The organism is uncultured Bacteroides sp. (genome assembly GCF_902491285.1).
In the GTDB taxonomy this organism is placed as follows: Bacteria; Bacteroidota; Bacteroidia; order Bacteroidales; family Bacteroidaceae; genus Bacteroides.
The window spans coordinates 44472-64567 of sequence record NZ_CABUHK010000013.1 but is presented as its reverse complement, the minus strand read 5'-3'; the positions used below and the strand labels follow the sequence as shown (position 1 = coordinate 64567).

General features: G+C 40.2%; 12 protein-coding genes. 11 read left to right on the top strand and 1 reads right to left on the bottom strand.

Translation table 11 applies throughout. The features are described 5' to 3' along the window. Positions 1-281: 281 nt before the first annotated feature. From RDN93_RS05270 to RDN93_RS05220, 11 genes are all read left to right on the top strand, one after another. Positions 282-3326 (top strand): TonB-dependent receptor, encoded by a 3045-nt coding sequence (locus RDN93_RS05270; RefSeq protein ID WP_308744525.1) that lies wholly within the window; start codon positions 282-284, stop codon positions 3324-3326. A 13-nt stretch (positions 3327-3339) separates the two neighbouring features. Next, a complete protein-coding gene (locus RDN93_RS05265; protein WP_308744524.1) occupies positions 3340-4749 on the top strand; it encodes a RagB/SusD family nutrient uptake outer membrane protein in 1410 nt (469 codons plus the stop codon). 21 nt (positions 4750-4770) lie between these two features. Continuing rightward, positions 4771-5373, top strand: a complete 603-nt coding sequence (locus RDN93_RS05260) for a fasciclin domain-containing protein (RefSeq protein ID WP_308744523.1) — start codon at positions 4771-4773, stop codon at positions 5371-5373. Between the two features lie 17 nt (positions 5374-5390). After that, the gene (locus tag RDN93_RS05255) at positions 5391-7247 is read left to right on the top strand and encodes a hypothetical protein (protein WP_308744522.1); all 1857 of its coding nucleotides are present in this window, start codon (positions 5391-5393) and stop codon (positions 7245-7247) included. A gap of 75 nt (positions 7248-7322) precedes the next feature. Further along, positions 7323-8624, top strand: a complete 1302-nt coding sequence (locus RDN93_RS05250) for a sugar MFS transporter (protein ID WP_308744521.1) — start codon at positions 7323-7325, stop codon at positions 8622-8624. 1 nt (position 8625) lies between these two features. Beyond that, positions 8626-9810 carry an N-acetylglucosamine-6-phosphate deacetylase gene (gene nagA / locus RDN93_RS05245; RefSeq protein ID WP_308744520.1) on the top strand — a complete coding sequence of 395 codons (1185 nt, stop codon included), beginning with the start codon at positions 8626-8628 and terminating at the stop codon, positions 9808-9810. A gap of 11 nt (positions 9811-9821) precedes the next feature. Then, a complete protein-coding gene (locus RDN93_RS05240; RefSeq protein ID WP_308744519.1) occupies positions 9822-10586 on the top strand; it encodes a glucosamine-6-phosphate deaminase in 765 nt (254 codons plus the stop codon). A gap of 6 nt (positions 10587-10592) precedes the next feature. Continuing rightward, positions 10593-12953 (top strand): glycoside hydrolase family 20 protein, encoded by a 2361-nt coding sequence (locus tag RDN93_RS05235; RefSeq protein WP_308744518.1) that lies wholly within the window; start codon positions 10593-10595, stop codon positions 12951-12953. Between the two features lie 19 nt (positions 12954-12972). After that, positions 12973-14025, top strand: coding sequence for a hypothetical protein (locus RDN93_RS05230; protein WP_308744517.1), 1053 nt, complete (start codon positions 12973-12975; stop codon positions 14023-14025). After that, a complete protein-coding gene (locus tag RDN93_RS05225) occupies positions 14022-15119 on the top strand; it encodes a hypothetical protein (RefSeq protein WP_308744516.1) in 1098 nt (365 codons plus the stop codon). The genes RDN93_RS05230 and RDN93_RS05225 overlap by 4 nt, the downstream gene beginning before the upstream one ends. A gap of 67 nt (positions 15120-15186) precedes the next feature. Continuing rightward, complete coding sequence (locus tag RDN93_RS05220) at positions 15187-19230, top strand: two-component regulator propeller domain-containing protein (protein WP_308744515.1); 4044 nt, start codon at positions 15187-15189, stop codon at positions 19228-19230. Here the strand turns inward: RDN93_RS05220 and RDN93_RS05215 are convergent. Further along, complete coding sequence (locus RDN93_RS05215) at positions 19227-19814, bottom strand: RNA polymerase sigma-70 factor (RefSeq protein ID WP_308744543.1); 588 nt, start codon at positions 19812-19814, stop codon at positions 19227-19229. The genes RDN93_RS05220 and RDN93_RS05215 overlap by 4 nt on opposite strands. Positions 19815-20096 lie beyond the last annotated feature (282 nt).

Sequence of the window (20096 nt, the reverse complement as noted above, 5' to 3'; positions counted from 1 at the left end):
TATTCAACTTTTTGACTTCATTTGCAGAAACAAAAATGAATATGAAAACACCTAATTCCAAATTTGACTATATCAGTATCTTATACTTTGTACTAATTTCCATAATGATTATAGTACTACTAATCTATATAGTATAAAACACAGATCTTAATTTTAAATACAATACTTATATGAAAAAAGAAGATTCACTTTTATTCTTGCTATTCAGTAAGAGGATAATCGGATTAAAACTATACCGGTTAGAAAACCTGCTTAGATTTTCATTTATTCTTTTATGCATTATGAGTACTTCGTTCTCTTTTTCTCAAGACAAGGAGTTAAAGATAATTGGAGTAGTGACCGATACCCAAAACAATCCCCTGCCAGGAGTCAGCGTTCTCATAAAAGGAACCTCTACAGGAGTTGTCAGCAACCTGGACGGTAAGTATGTGATTTCTATCCCAAATCAGAACAGTACTCTTATATATTCATACACAGGTTTTGCCAAACAAGAAATTGCAGTAAAAGGCAAAAGAGTTTTGAATGTCATTCTAAAAGAATCCGTCAAAGAACTAAATGAAGTTATAGTTGTCGGATATGGAGCTATGAAAAAGAGGGATATCACCGGTTCAATTGCTTCCATTACCTCAAAATCCATTGAAGAAAGAAATGCAATTTCAATCACGGATGTGCTGCAAGGACAAATGGCAGGTATCGAAATCACTTCCGGTTCCGGAGCGCCGGGTGAAGGTTCAGATATTCGGATTCGCGGAACTTCCACTTTCGAAGGTGGAGTGAAACCTCTTTTTGTTGTCGACGGAGTCCCTTTTGAAAGTATCGATGACATCAATCCTTCGGATATCGAATCCATCGAAGTTCTTAAAGACGCCGCATCGGCAGCTATCTATGGTTCACGCTCTGCCAATGGTGTTATTTTAATATCAACCAAACAAGGTGAGAAAAGTCGTCCCCGACTGGATATACGTTATCTGAAAAGTTTCAGCACTTTAACTCGAAAAATGCCCAAAGCCAATGGAGCAGAACGCAGATACTATGACAAAGTTCGTCAAGAACTGACGAACGGGCTCAACGGATATAATATTAAGGACTCTTTGGCCTTCTTTAACAACCAAGACATTGACCTGCAAGATTTAATTTTCCGTACTGCGTCCAGAGATCAACTTGATTTAAGCGCAAGCGGAGCTTCTGATAAATTCAAATATTATGTAAGTGCCGGATTACTTTCTGATAAGGGTATTATCCAAAACAGTAGCTATACACGTATCACTACCCGTATCAATGGTGAATATAAACCCAATAAATACATTACTCTAGGGAGCAAACTGCACCTCAGCATAGTTAATAAAAAAGGTATTTCTGAAGACGGCGTACTGAACCAATTGCTGGAACGTCCTTCTTACTGGGCCATTTTCAATCCGGATGGCAGTTATGTTCCCAACATCAGCAGCAGACGCAATCCTTATGCAGTAATGATGGACGACGTTCAGAAGAATCAAAACTACAAGGCATCCATATACGAATATCTGGAAGTGAACTTCAACAGCAAATTCAAATTCAATACGAATGTACAGGGAAATTTTATTCTCGACCGGAACCAGTCCTATCGTCCTTCTCCGCAACTGGCAGTAACCGAACGTACAACCGGCAGAGATTTATCCGAACTTAACTATGACTGGGCGAATGAAAACTATTTCAGCTATGTTGATAATTTCAAGTTCCACAACATTAACGTAATGGTAGGTAACAGTATACAGGAATGGGCCAGAGAGAATATGAATATAGTGGGGTTGGATTATACCACTGATATGATTTACACACTGAATGCCGCTTCACTCTTTGATACGCAAAAAACATATACACGTATGTACCGCCACTCCATGACATCATTCTTCGGACGTGCCGCATACAATTATAAAAGCCGTTACTTGGTAAATGCCAATATCCGTACCGACGGTTCCTCACGTTTCGGTTCGTCCAAACGTTGGGGTGTATTCCCTTCCGCGTCTATCGGATGGCGTTTCTCCGACGAACGTTTCATGAGATGGAGCAAACGGTTCCTAAGTGATGGAAAACTGAGAGCCAGTTGGGGTATCACAGGCAACCAGGAAATCGGTGACTATGACTCATGGCAATTATATAGTCCGAACTACATTTATGAAGGTGTTTCCGGAATTGCGGCAAGTAATTTGGCATACAACGGTCTGAGCTGGGAAGAAACGACACAATATAACATCGGATTAGATTTACAGTTATTCAATAGTAAAGTACGAATTGTAGCAGATTACTATAAAAAAGACACAGAAAAATTACTTTGCCAGGTAGAAGTTCCCAAAGAAACCGGATTCACCACCATTCGTAAAAATGTAGGTTCGATGTCGAATGAAGGGTTTGAATTTTCACTTGACTATGATGTGCTTCGATTGAAAGACTTCAGTTGGTCATTAAACTTCAATATTGCCCACAATACCAGCAGAATCAAACAAATTGCGGATGGAGTTCCTTTTTATAAGGGAATGGACGATGCTATTTACGTACAACCTAATTCCAAACTCGGCGAGTTCTACGGATACAAATATTTAGGCATCTATCCTTACAATGAGTCCAACGCTTATACTAAAGAATGGAACCAACTGACACCGGAATTTGCCAACGGAACTTTCACTGGAAAATACCTTTTAAATGGTAAGGAATACACAGGTGAAATTCTACAGAAAAAAAGTTCGGATGGCAATCCGTTAAAAGGCGGTGATGTAGACTATGTGGACATAAACGGAGACGGAATTATAGACGTATCGGATAAAACAAAAATCGGATGTGCACAACCTGATGTATATGGCGGGCTTAGTACTAACCTCTCATATAAAGGTATTTCCTTATACATATCATTCTACTATTCTCTAGGTGGAGATATCTATAATTACGCAGAAGCCAAACGTAACAAATTCTCATATGACGGCGCAACTCCTTCACCGGATGCTATTGCCAATATGTGGACAGGCCCCGGCGATATAGCTAAATATCCGGCTCCGATCAACAAGGAACATAACAGGCTCCCGCCATCCAGCTTCTATATCGAAGATGCTTCTTATATTAAATTACGCAATGTAAAATTAAGCTATTCATTGCCCAAGAAATGGATAAACACAGTCTGGATGAAAGCTGCTACAATCTATGTATATGGAAACAACTTATTGACCTTTACCAATTATAAAGGTTATGACCCCGAATTTTCATTGGGAACAAGCGATCCTTTAACTTTAGGTATCGACCAAAACCGTTATCCGAGAAAGAGAGAATACGGATTAGGCGTAAATGTTACATTCTAAATAATAAGCAATCATGAAATCTATATATTATATTTTTATTCTGACATTATCACTACTATGTGCTTCGTGTAGTGATTTTCTAACAGAAGAACCAATCAGTGACCTGACAGCAGAAAGTTTCTGGAAAACAGACAAAGATGCAGAAGTGGGGATCGTTGCCATATACAGTGCCTTTTCAAAAGCCATCTCACCGGGCATGTGGGACTGGGGAGAACTTCGTGCCGACAACTACATTCCCCACGACAAGGATGCATTCGACCAAAAAGAGCTGATATACAACAATATACAAATTGACAATCAAGCCGCATTATGGACAAATTTGTATAGTGTCATCAGTAGAGCCAATGCTGCCATCAAGTACATTCCCCGCATCACTATGACACCCAAGAAAAAGAACAACCTGCAAGCAGAAGCATATGCCCTGCGGGCATGGGCTTACTTTTACTGTGTCCGCGTATGGGGAGACGTACCTTTATACACAGAACCCATAGAAGAAATCTCACAAGGAATCTACCGTGACCGCACTGATAAAAATATCATTTTTCAAGAAGTAATCTTGCCGGATCTTGAAAAAGCCTATTATCTGATTGATAAAACTTCAACCGTACGGACACGAATCAATGTCGCCACTATATGCGCACTTACAATGGATGTAAATGCCTGGTTGCATGATTACGAAAAAGTAGTGAGTACCATGAAAGAAAAAGTGCAGACATTGAACAAACGGAATTGGGGACTTTCCGCCCTGACACCGGAGACTTTCGCTAAAGATTGGAGAGCTATCTTTATAGAAGACAATCAGACCGAAACACCAATAGAGGTGATATTCAAATTGGCTTATGACCAATTGGGGAACGGAGAGAACCAATCTATCAATTATTTTGCAAGTTCCCAGCCGAGAGTCTTTCTATCAGACAAGATAAAAGGTTTGTATGGGATACTGGATAAACGGTTTGGCAGTACCCAATGGGAAGACATAGGCGAAGGTAAAACACAATTAAAGAAAAAGTTTTGGCCGGACGGTACTATTTTCGTCGGTACAGGGCGTGTATATTCAGACAATGACCTAGTATTATACCGATATGCCGATATTGTGCTATTGTATGCCGAAGCGTTAAATGCGCTGGACAGAACTCCGGAAGCTATCACCGAACTGAACAGAACCAGAACACGTAGCGGAGAAAATCCTTTTTATACAAGTGATTTTGTAAGCAGTAACGAAATTCTTGATGCGATACTTGAAGAACGGCAGAAAGAGTTTGTCGGTGAGGGTAAACGTTGGTTCGACCTTGTCCGCTGTAACCGTTGGAAAGAAGTAATGGAACCCATCAATGGGATGAATGATGAGAGAAAAGTATTATTCCCTATCCATCGTGACCATATTAATCAAAACCTCAACTTAAAACAGAACTCCGGTTATTAACAAACTAAAACGACCAAACTTATGAAAACTTTAAAACTTTATATCATACTATACATTTCAAGCCTATGCTTGTTTAGTTGCTTGGACATACAGGACAGTTATGATTATGAACCGGCCAATATAGACAACAATGTCTACATGAATACGTGGGAATTTATCCAGTCACGTCCTGATGCGTTTTCATCTCTTCAGACTGCCATCGAATGTTCGGGAATAGACCTGTCGATATACACTCAGACTGAAAAGAAATATACTTACCTACTACTTCATAATGACGCATTCAAAGGTGCCAACGGTATCCTGTCCAACTACGGAGTAGCATCTATTGAAGATATGAATAAAGAGACATTGACAAACATTTTGTTATACCATGTGATAGACGGATACTACCATGGTCTCGGTACGCTCAATTTTGATCCAATCAACGTGATTACCTTATGGAAATCACCAAATGCTTTTATGACATTAAAACTGAACAATTCCGCTTCTATCGAATCCTACTCACGTCTGGTTATCAATGATATGCTGGGCAACAGTACTCCTGTCACAGCAATGACCAGCAATATCCTGACAACCAACGGTGCCGTACACGTAGTAGGGCAGGAAATTATTTACAAACCATAATCTTAAACAGACATATTATGAAATCAAAAGTATATATTATTATCTCATTTATATGTGCCAGTCTATGTTGGTTATCATGTAATGATGACGAAAAACATACAGGCTCCGCTCCTGAAATATTGTTTATGACAGAATCAATGTCTATTGATCTGAACAAGACAAACAATCCATCGATTGTCTGTGTCATCAACTCGGAAGTCGGACTAAATTCCGTACAAAGCTGGATAGTGAAAGAAGGCGGTATTGAAATGGAAATAGACAATCCGGTTACAAGTTTCTTCAATAAGAACAGCTATTCACTGACACAGACACCTGTCTATACAGAAGATATGATTGGCTTCAAGGTAAGCGCAACTGACGCAAATGGCCAGACATCTGCCTTGACCTTACCTTTCGAAGTTATCCCATTACGTGACGCACCGGTCGTCTCATTTAACGAGGGCATTAATGAAATAAACTATAGGGAGGGTGATCCGATGCCTTCTATCTCAGTAAAAATCAGCAGTGAAGAAAACCTGCGATACGTCGCTTTCTCGGAAGTAGTAAACAGACTGGAAAAGATTGTACCTATCAACGGACAGGACACATTGAAATTCACCAATAATGAAAAAGAATATGTGCTGAACCTGCAAGATGACGACTTCCAGTTCAAAGTAGGAACGACAGCTATCAAGATTGCGGCGGGAGCAGGCTCTTCCGATATGGTTAAAATAAAAATAGGAACATTGAAAGTTAATTTTGAAGAGATTCCGGCACCGGAAATCCTGTTTGACTCAGAAGGAGACCTTCAGGTGAATGAGTTTGCCGATCTGACTGTCACCGGAAAAATCAATTCACAGTCCCAAGTTACCTCTGTCAGCTATTACAAAGAAACAGCAGAGGGTAAAGAACAAATAGGAGAAACAGTCTACCCAAACGAAAGTTCGTATAATTTCTCCGTAACATTAGAACGGGTAACATTTGATATACAAGCAGTGATCATAGAAGCAACCGACCAATTGGGTAAAACAACAACCATAAAAAAAACGCTGAAAGTAAAAGAACTGGCTCCCGCCCCGTCGATTATTATTGACCAGACAGCCGAACAGTTTAACGGAGTAAGCATAGATGTTCCCATAGCATTGACTGGAAAAATCACTTCCGAAGCCGGAATAACATCAGTAGTGATAACCAAAACAACTCGTAAAGGTGAAGAAAGCACAGAAGAAATAAACATCACAAACGACAGGAAAGTGATAGTAGACCAGAACTATACGGCAGATATAGAACTCGCAGGCCTCAAATTGACAGCAACCGATATAAACGGAAAAGAAAGCAGCATTTCATACGACATACATGTAGGCTACTACTACCATACAGTGCTTATGTCATTAGATGGCGCCCCTAAACATGAAGACTCTACACCAGGCTGCTTCTTCTCAGCCTCAACAGCAAGAGCCTTTGACTATTGTGACGGGAAAGACAACTGGCAGGAAGTCGATATAGCCTTCTCTTCTTATAGTAGCAATACCGTCATAAGAGTAGCTTCCTTAAAGCAAAGTATCACCAAATTCAAACACACAACATGCGGCCTTGACAAATGGGATAATGTGAAAGGCGTTTATTTCAGAACTGCCTCAAACATAAAGAGAAGTACTTTTGACAAAGCAACTATCAACGACATGAAAGCTGAGAGACTCGCAACAGGTTTCACCGAAGTGGCATCACTTACCGAAGGAAACTTCGAAACAGCGACAGAAGCAGTCGGGGTATACGAAACACCGATTAACGGAGTCGCCAAGCGAGTAATCGTCACTTATGATCATTTTGTAGAACGTACTACACAAAATTTGGCCGCTTCCAAATTCATGATCAAAGTAAAGATTGAAAAATAATCAAACAAAAATTCATTTTGGTAGCAACTACGACCAGAGTTGCTACCAAATAACCCCCTATTATCATAAATACATATGAACCGTACTATAAAAAAAGAGCCGTATATCTATCCTATATTCATTATGGGGTTTCTGTTCTTCATCTTCGGGTTTGTTTCCTGGGTGAATTCCATACTGATTCCTTATTTCAGGATAGGATGCGAACTAAACCATTTCCAATCATACTTGGTAACATTCGCTTTTTATATAGCTTATTTTATCATGTCAGTGCCGGCTTCTTTCTTACTGGATAAATCAGGAATAAAAAAAGGACTGGCTATCGGATTATGGACAATGGCATTAGGAGCGCTCTTGTTTGTACCTGCCGCATACACCAGGACATATAGTATTTTCCTGACAGGCTTATTCATCTTAGGAACCGGACTGGCTATTCTCCAAACTGCCGCCAATCCATACATCACCAATATAGGCCCGATTGAGAGTGCCGCCAAACGGATTAGCATTATGGGGCTATGTAACAAGTTTGCAGGAATCATCTCTCCTTTAATTTTTGCCGCACTAGTCTTAAAGACATCCGACAATGAACTATTCAGGCAACTCAATCAAAACATCCTGATTGGCGAAGAGCGCACCACCGCACTTGATGAGCTTATCGGCAGAGTTATGATCCCCTATGCAATCCTTGCATTCATTCTATTTGTGTTCGGACTGTTTATCCGCTATTCCTCTCTCCCGGAGATGAATCTTCGGAAACAGGAAAAAGAGGAAACCGTAACCCTGCAAAAGAAAGGCAGCATTTGGGATTACCCCTATCTGATATTAGGTGTTTGGGCTCTCTTTTTTCATGTAGGGACTCAAGTCATCGCCATCGATACGATTATCGGATATGCCGAAAGCATGAACGTGAGTCTCATTGACGCAAAACATTTTCCGTCGTACACTTTAATCTGTACATTAACCGGATACACAATAGGCGTCTGTCTCATTCCTAAAATCATTTCCCAAACCCGCGCTTTACAAATATGCACTATATTAGGGTTATTGTTATCCGTGGGAGTAGTAATAGTATCAAAAGAGATTGATTTTATGGGAATGCAAGTGGACATATCCATATGTCTTCTTGTATTGCTCGGGCTTCCGAATGCGCTAATATATGCCGGAATATGGCCTCTTGCCATCCATGATTTGGGGCGTCACACTAATTTAGGTTCCTCACTGCTGGTCATGGCATTATGCGGCAACGCTTTCTTGCCAATGGCCTATGGAGCTATTGCTGATGCATATGATGTACGTACAGGATACTGGGTATTGATTCCCTGTTTCATATATCTGGTCTTTTATGCAGCCTACGGTCACAAAATAAAAACATGGAAATAAAATGAGACTCATCAAAATATACAACTGTAAAGCAATAACGCCTTCTCATATTCTACCGGATGCAATGGTCATCGTAAAAGACGGAGTAATAGAAGAGGTGACAACAAATAGAATAGAAATTACTGATGCAAAAGAAATTAACGGAAACGGAATGTATGTTTCTCCCGGTTTTATAGATTTACATACACACGGTGCCGGCAACCACGACTTCATGGATGGAAGTGTAGAAGCCTATTTGGAAGCCGCACGTACCCATGCATGCCACGGCACCACATTACTGTTTCCGACCACTCTGACAAGCACCAATGACGCTCTTTTCAAGAGTTTTGCAAAGTATGAAGAAGCCTGTTCACGCAATCATCAAGGAGCAGCCTTTGGCGGAATACATTTAGAAGGGCCCTATTTTGCCCAAAGCCAATGCGGAGCACAAGATCCTAAATTCCTCAAAAAACCTGTTCCATCGGATTATCAGGAAATATTATCCTATACCAGCCACATAGTTCGATGGAGCATAGCACCTGAACTTCCGGGTGCACTTGACTTAGGCTGCTATCTTGACAAACAGGGAATATTGCCTTCCATTGCCCACACCGACGCCACTTACGAGGAAGTACAGAAAGCATTCGATTGTGGATACAGGCATATCACCCACTTTTACTCTGCCATGTCAGGAATTACCCGGAGAAATGCCTTCCGTTATGCAGGCGTCATTGAAAGTGGTTATTTAATGGATGGAATGACTATTGAAATTATAGCAGATGGAATACATGTACCTAAAAGTCTGATGCAATTAGCTTATAAAATCAAAGGCGCAGAGAACATTGCCTTGGTTACGGATTCGATGCGAGCCGCCGGCATGCCGGATGGAAAAAGTATTCTCGGCAGTATTGAAGAAGGACAAGAGGTACTCATAGAAGATGGTGTTGCCAAACTGCCGGATCGTTCTGCTTTCGCAGGCAGTGTTGCTACTACCGACAGACTGGTACGAACTGCCACTAAAATAGCCGAGATTCCTCTATGCGAAGCTGTCAGAATGACGTCGGCAACTCCCGCCCGGATTATGGGTATCCAGCAGCATAAAGGGAGTTTACAGAAAGGGAAAGATGCTGACTTACTTTTATTCAATGAAAACATTGAAATAAAAATGACCATGATCAAGGGAAATATTGTATACGAAAACCTATAAAAAGAAAAATAATGGAACTAAAAGTAGATAATTTATCTGTAAAAATAAGCAAAAACCGTATTTTAATGGGAACTCATGCAGCTTCCGAAGCCGCTACATGTTTAAAACGATTATTAGAAGAGAAAGAAACAGCCAACATCATATTCGCAGCCGCACCATCCCAAAATGAATTTCTGGATGCACTCAGCAAAACAGAAGGAATCGACTGGAGAAGAGTAAATGCGTTTCACATGGATGAATATATCGGGCTGGATAAAGATGCTCCACAAGGGTTCGGCAATTTCTTACAGGAACATATCTTTTCAAAAGTCCCTTTCCGGGCTGTTTTTTATCTCAATGGACAAGCGGATAACATACAGGAAGCATGTCAGGAATATACAGACCTTTTGCTAAATTATCCTGCCGACATTGTCTTTATGGGAATTGGTGAAAACGGACATATAGCCTTCAACGACCCACATGTAGCGGATTTTCAGGATCCATATTTGGTGAAAATCGTAGACCTTGATGAAAAATGCCGTCAGCAACAAGTAAACGATGGATGTTTCAGCAGTATTGCCAAAGTACCGACTCATGCACTTACGCTGACAATTCCTGCTTTATATAGAGCCGGCTACCTTTTCTGCATGGTACCCGGAAAAGCAAAGGCATGGGCTGTAAACGAGACATTAACAGGGGCAGTATCTCCCCGATGTCCGGCGTCCATCTTAAGAAATCATCCTCATGCCACATTATACATCGACAATGATAGTTCCAGCATATTCATGCCTAAATAGACTTATATGAAACACTTTATATTTTTATTAACCGTCATCCTATCGGGAATCACCCAAGTCCATGCCTGTGGCAAATATCCCATTATTCCTTATCCTAAAAGTCTGCAGGCTATGGAGGGATACTTTATCCTTAAAAACAATATGCAAATTTCAGTACCTTTCGAGAATAAAAAAGTACATCAGATTGCTGATGATTTCACCAAAAAGTTATCGGAAGTATCCGGCCTGTATCTGTCAATCTCTCAAGAGAACACAAAAGCAGATATCATATTCACAAAAGATAATTCATTAGGTAATGAAGCATATCTGTTAAACATAGCGCCGGAAAGAATCGTTGTCAAGGCGGCAACTCCCAACGGCTTTTTCTACGCAGTACAAAGTATCCTGCAATTATTGCCTGCGGAGATTTGCTCTCCGGACTTCATCGGGGATCATGTCACCTGGCAAATTCCTTGTGCCCATATCATAGATGAGCCAAGTTTCAGTTATCGGGGAATGATGCTGGATGTTGCCAGATACTTTATGCCCAAGCAATATGTATTAGACTTTATAGACCGGTTAGCCGCACAAAAGATCAACTATTTCCACTTTCATCTGACAGAAGATCAAGGATGGCGGATTGAAATCAAAAAATATCCGCGGCTCACTTCAGTAGGTGCATACAGACCCTATACCCAAACAGGATACAAACATTTCCATGCACCGGTTATTCCCGATGAAGTGGAACACCAAGGATTTTATACCCAGGAAGACATCAAGGAAATAGTAGCATACGCAGAGAAGCGATATGTTACTATCATTCCCGAAATAGAACTGCCGGGACATAGTTCGGCTGCGGTAGCCGCTTATCCGGAACTGTCATGCGGAATAAAAAAAGAATATGAAGTAGTAAAGAACTTCGGAATCTTTGATAATGTTTTCTGCCCGAAAGAAACAACATTCCAGTTCTTGGATGACGTATTCACTGAAGTCGCAGCCCTTTTCCCCGGAAAGTATATCCATATCGGCGGAGATGAATGTCCTAAAACAGCCTGGAAACAATGTAAGCATTGCCAGCTGTTAATAAAGAAATTACAATTAAAAGATGAAAGCAGCCTGCAAAGTTACTTCATCCACCGTGTGGAAAAAATACTAAACAATAAAGGTAAACAACTGATTGGTTGGGACGAAATATTGGAAGGCGGCCTGGCACCTAATTCCACCGTCATGTCATGGAGGGGCGAACGAGGCGGCATCGAAGCTGCCCAAGCAGGTCATCCGGTCATTATGATTCCCAATGCGGATACCTACCTGAATTATTATCAGGAAGATCCGGAATTTGCTCCGGTAGGTTCCGGCAGTTTCCTTCCCATGGAACAAGTATATCGTTTCAACCCGTTATCCACGCTACTAAAAGGCAAATTGAGCCAATATGTACTTGGTACCGAAGCTGCATTATGGACACCATACATGAAAAATCCCCAAATAGTGGATTATTATATGTATCCCCGTTTCTATGCATTCGCAGAAGTTGCCTGGGGCACAAACAAACCTGAACGCTATCAAGAGTTCCTTGCGAATATCGGCCCGCACTATAAACGTCTGGATTACCAGTCGATTCACGCTTGCCGCAATTATTTCGATGCCTATATCGATGGGGCATACAACCCGCGTACCCGTGCTTTCGAAATACGGCTTAAAGGAATGATGCCCGGCTCGGTAATTCACTACACATTAGACGGGAATGAGCCGACAAGCAAAGCTGCCATATACACCCAGCCCATTAAAGTAACAAAAGATACTCAGGTTAAAGCAGTTGTTTTTAAGAACGGAGCGCAAGTCGGCAAAGTCACACAAAAATCTTTTTTCGTAAACAAAGCAACAGGGAAAAGCACTTCTTCAAATGTAGCCTATAGATTCAAACCTGATAATCCCGGAGCCAAGGACTACAGCGAGTTTAATTTCTGTGGACTAACCAACGGTATACGCGGCTATTTAAACCACGTACATCCCTGGGTTGCCTTCAAACCAGCTCAATATACTGAAATTATTGTCGATCTTGATACCATAACCTCTTTCCATAAAATACGTTATGGAGTAATGAATGGATACGGGCAGGAAGCGGTTGCCCCCGAATCAGTGGATATTGAAATCTCAAACGATTCAATCTCTTTCAAACGGATTGCTTCTAAAAAGTTCACCTATACTATTAGTAATAAATGGCAAATGTTCGAACAAAAGTTTAATTTTGAACCACAAAAGGCACGTTATGTGAAATTGAGATTCAAGAATGGAAAATTACCCCACAAATTGGGTGGTTTCCCCGTTCCCGAAAAACGTGAAGGAGAATTGGGACTACTGTTTATCGATGAAATTGAAATAAAATAAGATTAATACAAATAGAGTTATGAGAACCAAACTGTTACTACTATTATTTATTATCTGCCAACAATGCAGCCTGTCATTGGCAACAGAAGACCCGGCCTCTAAAGCAGAGCTCACCGAAAAGCAGTTGCAACGGGCCGCTGAATTCAAAAAGGTATTAAGGACCAATGAAGGATACAGAAGCGGAGTATATATTTATACCAAACGAAGTATCAACGATTATCTGGCGACACCGGACATACTGGCAGCCCGCTTGGCAGTATTGGGATTTACAGATGTATATTTAGGTTCAGAGAAAGCCCTGTCCGGAAAATCGGATGATTACTTAAAATGGCAGAAGAAGTTCATTGAAGAAGCCCATCTATATGGAATGAAAGTACATGCCCTCAGACTGAGCAGTGCCCGCTTATATGTTGATGACATGCGTGTATTGGAAGATTGTAAATTAGTAAACGACTATAACTATTCTGTAAAAAAGAAACAGCGGTTTGACAGTGTATCGGCAGACTTGGAACCCCATATTCTCAAAAAAGGCTTTATAGACTATCCCAAAGGATTGACCCTATACTGGGATTCTAAAAACAATTTCGGAATAGGAAAAGACAACGACCTGTTATTGAAACGGACGGTGGAAGTAATGAAAATGGCACAAAAGGAACTGAAACCACTTCCCTTGAGCCAAGCATTGGGATTCTTTTTCCAACCAAGAGTGGACAACGGATTACTGAAACATGGTGGTGCCAAAGAATTCTTGCAATATTGTAATCAATTAATCGTCATGGCTTATAACTATAAAGCCGAACGGGTATTTGAGATGGCAAAACCCATCTTAACCGCTGCCGGAGACAAAGAAAAAACGGTCAGTGTATGCGTCAAAACAAGCCTAGGTACAGTCGGTGATGAAGGGCCTATTACTTCTTTTCAAACTCATGGTTGGGATTATATGATCAACGCACTCCAGTTTTTAATGAATGAATCGTCCCGGTTCGTATCTTTCAGAGGTATCGACATTTTTGAGTTTCAAGGTTTTGAAATGATGTGGAAAGACAATGGAAATAAAAGAATTAATCAATGAAACATATAGGGACATACTTCTTTTTATTCCTTTTACTGTTTGTCACCTCTTGCGGGGCGAATGAAGAAACAGAGGAAAAGCCCGGTAAGGGAAGTTCAGTTACAGACAATCAAATCTTGATTGAACAAGCTGATTTCACATCATCGACAATGGAGAGAGTAAAACAGTTCCAAGCCACTACTCATCCTACAAATTCCAGCCGGAACGGTATATATGTATATTCTAAAACAATAGACAAATACTTGGATGCACCCGAAAAGTTAGCCGCCCGAATCATTTTATCAGGATTCAGCGAAGTTTATTTATCTACCCCCAAATCGACCTTATGCACTATACAAAGTGCTAACTTTCAGTGGATGCGAACATTCATCTCATTTTTACACACATACAATATCCAAGTGTTTGCCTTATTGTTAAGCAATCCCCGATTATATACCAACCAAGATCTTCTTTTTGAGGATCTTGGTAACCTGGAGTTGTACAACCAGACGGTCCATAACTCCGAGAAACTGGATGGCGTTATGGCCGACCTCGAACCTCATACCCTTAAGTCGGAAAACGAACAGGCGCCGGAAGGACTGGACATATATTGGGACAGTAACAACCATTATGGCATCGGAAAAGAAAACGACCAGCTTCTCAAACGCACACTAAATATACTTCAACGCGCTTCTTTTGAGCTATCCCCCCTTAAGCTCAAAGAATCGATATCTTTTTTATATCAGCCCAAATATGATGAAGGTCGTTTGTCTTATGGTAGTACAACACAGTTTTTGCAACAATGCGAGTCCGTTCATGTCATGGCTTATTACAATCGTGCAGAAGTAATATGGAACCGTAGTCTTCCCCTACTTGAGGATGCGAATAAACTTTATAAGAATGCAGTAAGTGTATGTGTCAAAGTGAGTGTAAATACTTATGGTGATGAGGGAAATGAGAATACCTCCTTGCAACCCAAAGGCTGGAAATACCTGATTGAAACCCTATCCGATATTTATGCCCGTGGTAATCAGCATCCAAGTTTCCGTGGCATGGACTTTTTTGAATACGACGGACTGGAAATTATGCTAGAGAACACACTTGACACATTTTAAACGCAGCATTATTTTTGCAGGTTATAAAATAATTGTTTTTATTTGTATCGGTAATAGCAAACTGTTTATGCGTCATCATTCATCTGCTTTTCATATTCTACTTATTATATTACTCATTGCATATACAAAAGCTGTATACGCTGAGAATGTATCATTCGAATCCCTGACAACACGCCAGGGCTTGCCCCAAATGAGCGTACTCGATATTATTCAGGATGACCAAGGTTATATTTGGTTTGCCACCAGAGACGGTATGGCGCGATACGACGGATACTCGATAGATGTCTTTCAAAACCGGGCAAATGATTCCCTTTCCTTATCAAACAACTATGTAATATCGGTAGGAAAAGACAAAAAAGGAGCATTATGGATTGGTACATTGTACGGGCTCAACCGCTACTCTTCAGAAACCGAAGAATTTGAACAGTTTTACGCTAAAGAAGACGATAGACAATCTCTTAGTTCAAGTATTATTCGCAGGGTCTATATAGACCCTAAAGAGAAAGTCTGGATATGCACAGATAACGGGTTGAACCTGTTTGATCCTGACTACCGAAACTTTACCCACTATTCTCCGGACTCAACAAAAAGCTTCCGAATCAATACAATTATCGATCTGGATACCAACAACAATTATCTGGTCGGTACTGACAGCGAATTACTGCTTTTCAATCCTTCACAAAATAAGTTTGTTCCACTTCCCGATAAACAGATGATCTCCGGAATTAAAATATTGTATAAAGGTACAGATGGTTCCATATATATCGGTACAGCCGAAAATGGCTTGTTTGTATTAGATCGCCAATTGGACATTAAAGCACATTATGTAAATCAAACCTATAATCCTAACAGTATAAGTAATAATTCTATCAGATGTATTACCGAAGACCATGATGGCAATATTATAATCGGAACATTCAACGGAATTAACATCTTCAATCCTCTGAAAAAAACGTTCATAGCCTATCAGCAAAAATTCGATAATCAAAACGGGCTGTCTCACTTTTCCATACACTCCGCCTATTGCGATAAAGACAATACGATTTGGTTAGGTACCTGGGCAGGTGGTGTCAACTACTTCAATCTGCAAAACAATAACTTTTTCCAATTCTACACTCCTACCTTTGAAGGGAAAAGACTACTCGGTATTGTAGGTCCACTGGCCAATGATAATAATGGGATATGGATAGGGCTCGAAGGCGGCGGTCTCCTTCATTATGATATATCAAGAAAAGAATATACAAGGTACAATATCAACAATAAAGAAGGAGATTTTGATTTCCGTTCCAATATTGTGACCTGTCTATATAACAACGGTTCCATATTATACATAGGAACAAACAGCGGGAAACTCTCTCTTTTCGATATTCGACAAAGAAAAATACTTCGTACTGTTACACTACCCGGCGGGTCTTCTATCATCACTATTCATCCCGACTCCAAAGGCAACATCTTATTAGGTATTTCCGGTACAAGAGGGCTGGTCTACATTTCCGCAGACGGACAGATACAAACCTGTTTCTATTTGTCTTCCGGTAAAGAAATCACATTCAGTAATATTTGTTCTATTTTAGAAGACGAGAACGGCTATTTCTTATTAGGAAGTAATTCACATGGAATCTACCGCTACAACTTCCAGACCCGCGACTGTTCTTCTTTTCTACATACGGACAAAAACGGATTAAATATCTGTGTTAACCAGTTATATCGTGACATCAACAACCAAATTTGGGTAGCAACAGCCAGACAAGGTATTATCGGGCTGACAAGCGACAAGAAAGTCGCTCACCAATATACCATTGACGATGGCTTAAAATCAAACACTATTTGTGCCATCACCGGAGATGCAAACGGGAATATCTGGGCCTCGACCTTTTCTTCTGTAGCCAAAATTACTCCGGAAGAAAAAAGTATCAGTAATTTCACTGGATTCCAAGTCAATGAATTCGCATTACGCTCCTGCCTGCGCACAGACTCTATCTGCTATTTCGGAGGTGATATCGGCATCGTATCTTTCAATCCTTCCCACCGGAGCACAAATACCAACATCCCACCCGTTGTAATAAAAAACATCTCAATCAATAACAAGAGAATTCCACTAAAGCAGTTGAATATTCACAAAGATGCAATTGTAGTAGATTATAATGAATCTAATATTACATTCGATTATCGCGCCCTGAATTTTATACGTTCCGACCAGAACCAATATGCATACTATATGGAAGGGTTCGATAAGGACTGGATATATGTCAGTGACCGGACAATGGCGCATTACACCAACCTGCCCGCAGGAAAATATACTTTTCATGTAAAAGCCTGCAACAACGATAACGTATGGAATGAAGAAGGAGTCAGCGTCCGGCTGGAAGTATTACCACCGCCTTGGAAAACCTGGTGGGCGATAGGTATCTATATTCTTATCTTATTAGGCATCATCGTTTCATACCTGCATTATTTAAAAGTAAGAATAAAATTAACGAATGACGTACATATAAAGCAAATGGAGCAGGAGAACTCCGAGAAATTGCATAATGACCGCATCAACTTATTCACAAATTTCTCTCACGAGTTACGCACACCTTTGACTCTTATCATTGCCCCTTTAGAGGAATTATTAAACCGTCCGGATTTATCTTCTACTGTAAAAAAACCTTTGGAACTGATGTACAGCAATTCCAAACGTCTCCTATTTCTGATTAACCAGCTTATGGATTTCAGGAAAAAAGAAGCCGGTAAGATGAGTCTAAGAGCGGCAGAAGGTAACTTCTCCAAGTTCATAGAAGAAATTGTACTGGCTTTTCAGGAACTCACACACTCCAAAGGTATTACCCTTTTTTATAATCTACCGGATGCACCTATCAACCTATGGTACGACCGCGGACTAATGGAAAAAGTCTTGTTCAATCTACTGTCAAATGCCATAAAGAATACCCCTGATAGTGGAAGAATAGATATAGGAACCGTTTATAATGAAACAACCGGACAATCAATCTTATTGACAATAAAAGATACAGGCATCGGCATTCCACAAAACAAGTTAAACGCCATCTTTGACCCTTTCTATCAGGTCAACGAGTCAGATTCGTCCACTCCCGGAACCGGTATCGGGTTATATCTTACAAAAGCTATTGTAGAAATGCATAAGGGACGTATTTATGTAGAAAGCGTCCAAGGAAAAGGAAGTACCTTCTTCGTAGAATTACCAACTGGAAATGCTCATTTGTCCACAGATGAGATTATTGTAAACTACAAGGACAGTGAAGACATCACACGTTACATTAATTTATCATTAAATGAGTTTGACTCCAACGAACAATTCTATGAAACAAAGGAACAAGTTACGAACAAGAAGTATACGATATTAATTGTGGAAGACAACAAAGAATTACGTCACTACATAAAACAGAACTTATCAAAGTTCTATAATGTCATAGAGGCCGCCGATGGTGAAGAAGCCAAAATAAAATCATTCAGCTATATGCCTGATTTGATAGTCAGTGATATCATGATGCCTAGGACAGACGGTATTCAATTATGCCGCATCATAAAAGGAGACTTACGTACTGGGCATATTCCCGTCATCTTACTCACCGCACGGACTACTGTTTTGCAAGTAGAAGAAGGATTAAAAATAGGAGCAGACGATTATATCACCAAACCATTCAACATGACGCATCTGAAAGTTCGCATTACAAACCTGCTTACTTCCAGAGATAAATTAAAAAAAATATATAGCAAAAACTTTAACACACATGATATCGGCGCCAATATAACGTCGGCTGACGACCGCTTTTTACAAAAGCTATATGCCGTCATGGAAGAAAATATGTCGAACCCGGAACTAAACATTGAAAAGTTCTGTAATGAAATAGGAATGAGCAAGACCAATCTCTACTATAAAATCAAACAACTGACTAACTTCTCTCCTACCGAATTCATGCGACGGTCACGTTTACAAATGGCAGCACGCCTGTTAATAGAAAAGAAAATTACCGTTTCAGAAGTCTCGACTTTAGTTGGTTTCAACAGTCATTCTTATTTCTGTAGTTGCTTCAAGGCAATTTACGGCTGCTCCCCAACAGAGTATGTTGAAAGAAATGGGAACAATTAAAATAGCACTCCCATCAGCAGCGTAAAGAATCCCCCCAACTGCTCCTTAAACGTACGAAGAGCCAGCTCAATATGCTTTTCCACCGTGCGGATAGAAATTCCCAATTTATCCGCAATCTCCTGATTGGTCAATGATTTGAAACGGCTAAGACAAAACACACTCTTACGCTTGGGCGGCATGGCATCAATCACATTCTGCACTGCTTCGCACAGCTCCCTATAATCCGACTGCGTTTCTTCATGTTCCGAAGGATGCTCTAATGTCATCATATCTTCTGTCAGAACGACGTGCGTATTATATTTTGCCCGTAAATGATTAAATACTTCCCGTTTGGAGAGTACATAAATATAATTCTTGATAGACATTGTTTCGACCAGGGCTTCGCGATGTATCCAAATCTTCATAAATACATTTTGGATAATATCTTCGGCAGCCCCTTCGTCTTCTAACATTCCCTTGGCAAAAGCAAAAAATGTAGGGTAATAACGATGAAACAGGATTTCATAACTAGCCATGTCTCCCTCTCTCAACTGTCGTAACAACAATTGTTCCTCAATAATAGAAGATGATTCAGTTTTATCCATCATTTATACTTCGAAAAAGATTCCAGTCAACAAAGCTATTAATAAAACAGAAGATAGACTACCTCATCCAAAAAATCACATCATATTGTAATATACTAAAGGGGAATAGATAAGGGACAGTGTACTTCAGGTGACAAAACTATGAAATTAATATGAAAAATTCAAGCCTTACCACAAATACTAACGAAATTAAAAAAAAGTTCAATACTGATTACGTACCCTTGCCGGATGATGTGTTCTTCACTATAGAGACGGCTCACATTACACCATTGAATCAATTTT

Excerpts from the sequence above, each read along its gene's own strand:
- RDN93_RS05270 (WP_308744525.1), top strand. The coding sequence starts at position 282 with ATGAGTACTTCGTTCTCTTTTTCTCAAGACAAGGAGTTAAAGATAATT.
- RDN93_RS05255 (WP_308744522.1), top strand. The coding sequence starts at position 5,391 with ATGAAATCAAAAGTATATATTATTATCTCATTTATATGTGCCAGTCTA.
- RDN93_RS05235 (WP_308744518.1), top strand. The coding sequence starts at position 10,593 with ATGAAACACTTTATATTTTTATTAACCGTCATCCTATCGGGAATCACC.
- RDN93_RS05240 (WP_308744519.1), top strand. The coding sequence starts at position 9,822 with ATGGAACTAAAAGTAGATAATTTATCTGTAAAAATAAGCAAAAACCGT.
- RDN93_RS05265 (WP_308744524.1), top strand. The coding sequence starts at position 3,340 with ATGAAATCTATATATTATATTTTTATTCTGACATTATCACTACTATGT.
- RDN93_RS05225 (WP_308744516.1), top strand. The coding sequence starts at position 14,022 with ATGAAACATATAGGGACATACTTCTTTTTATTCCTTTTACTGTTTGTC.
- nagA (WP_308744520.1), top strand. The coding sequence starts at position 8,626 with ATGAGACTCATCAAAATATACAACTGTAAAGCAATAACGCCTTCTCAT.
- RDN93_RS05230 (WP_308744517.1), top strand. The coding sequence starts at position 12,973 with ATGAGAACCAAACTGTTACTACTATTATTTATTATCTGCCAACAATGC.
- RDN93_RS05250 (WP_308744521.1), top strand. The coding sequence starts at position 7,323 with ATGAACCGTACTATAAAAAAAGAGCCGTATATCTATCCTATATTCATT.
- RDN93_RS05215 (WP_308744543.1), bottom strand. The coding sequence starts at position 19,814 with ATGGATAAAACTGAATCATCTTCTATTATTGAGGAACAATTGTTGTTA.
- RDN93_RS05220 (WP_308744515.1), top strand. The coding sequence starts at position 15,187 with ATGCGTCATCATTCATCTGCTTTTCATATTCTACTTATTATATTACTC.
- RDN93_RS05260 (WP_308744523.1), top strand. The coding sequence starts at position 4,771 with ATGAAAACTTTAAAACTTTATATCATACTATACATTTCAAGCCTATGC.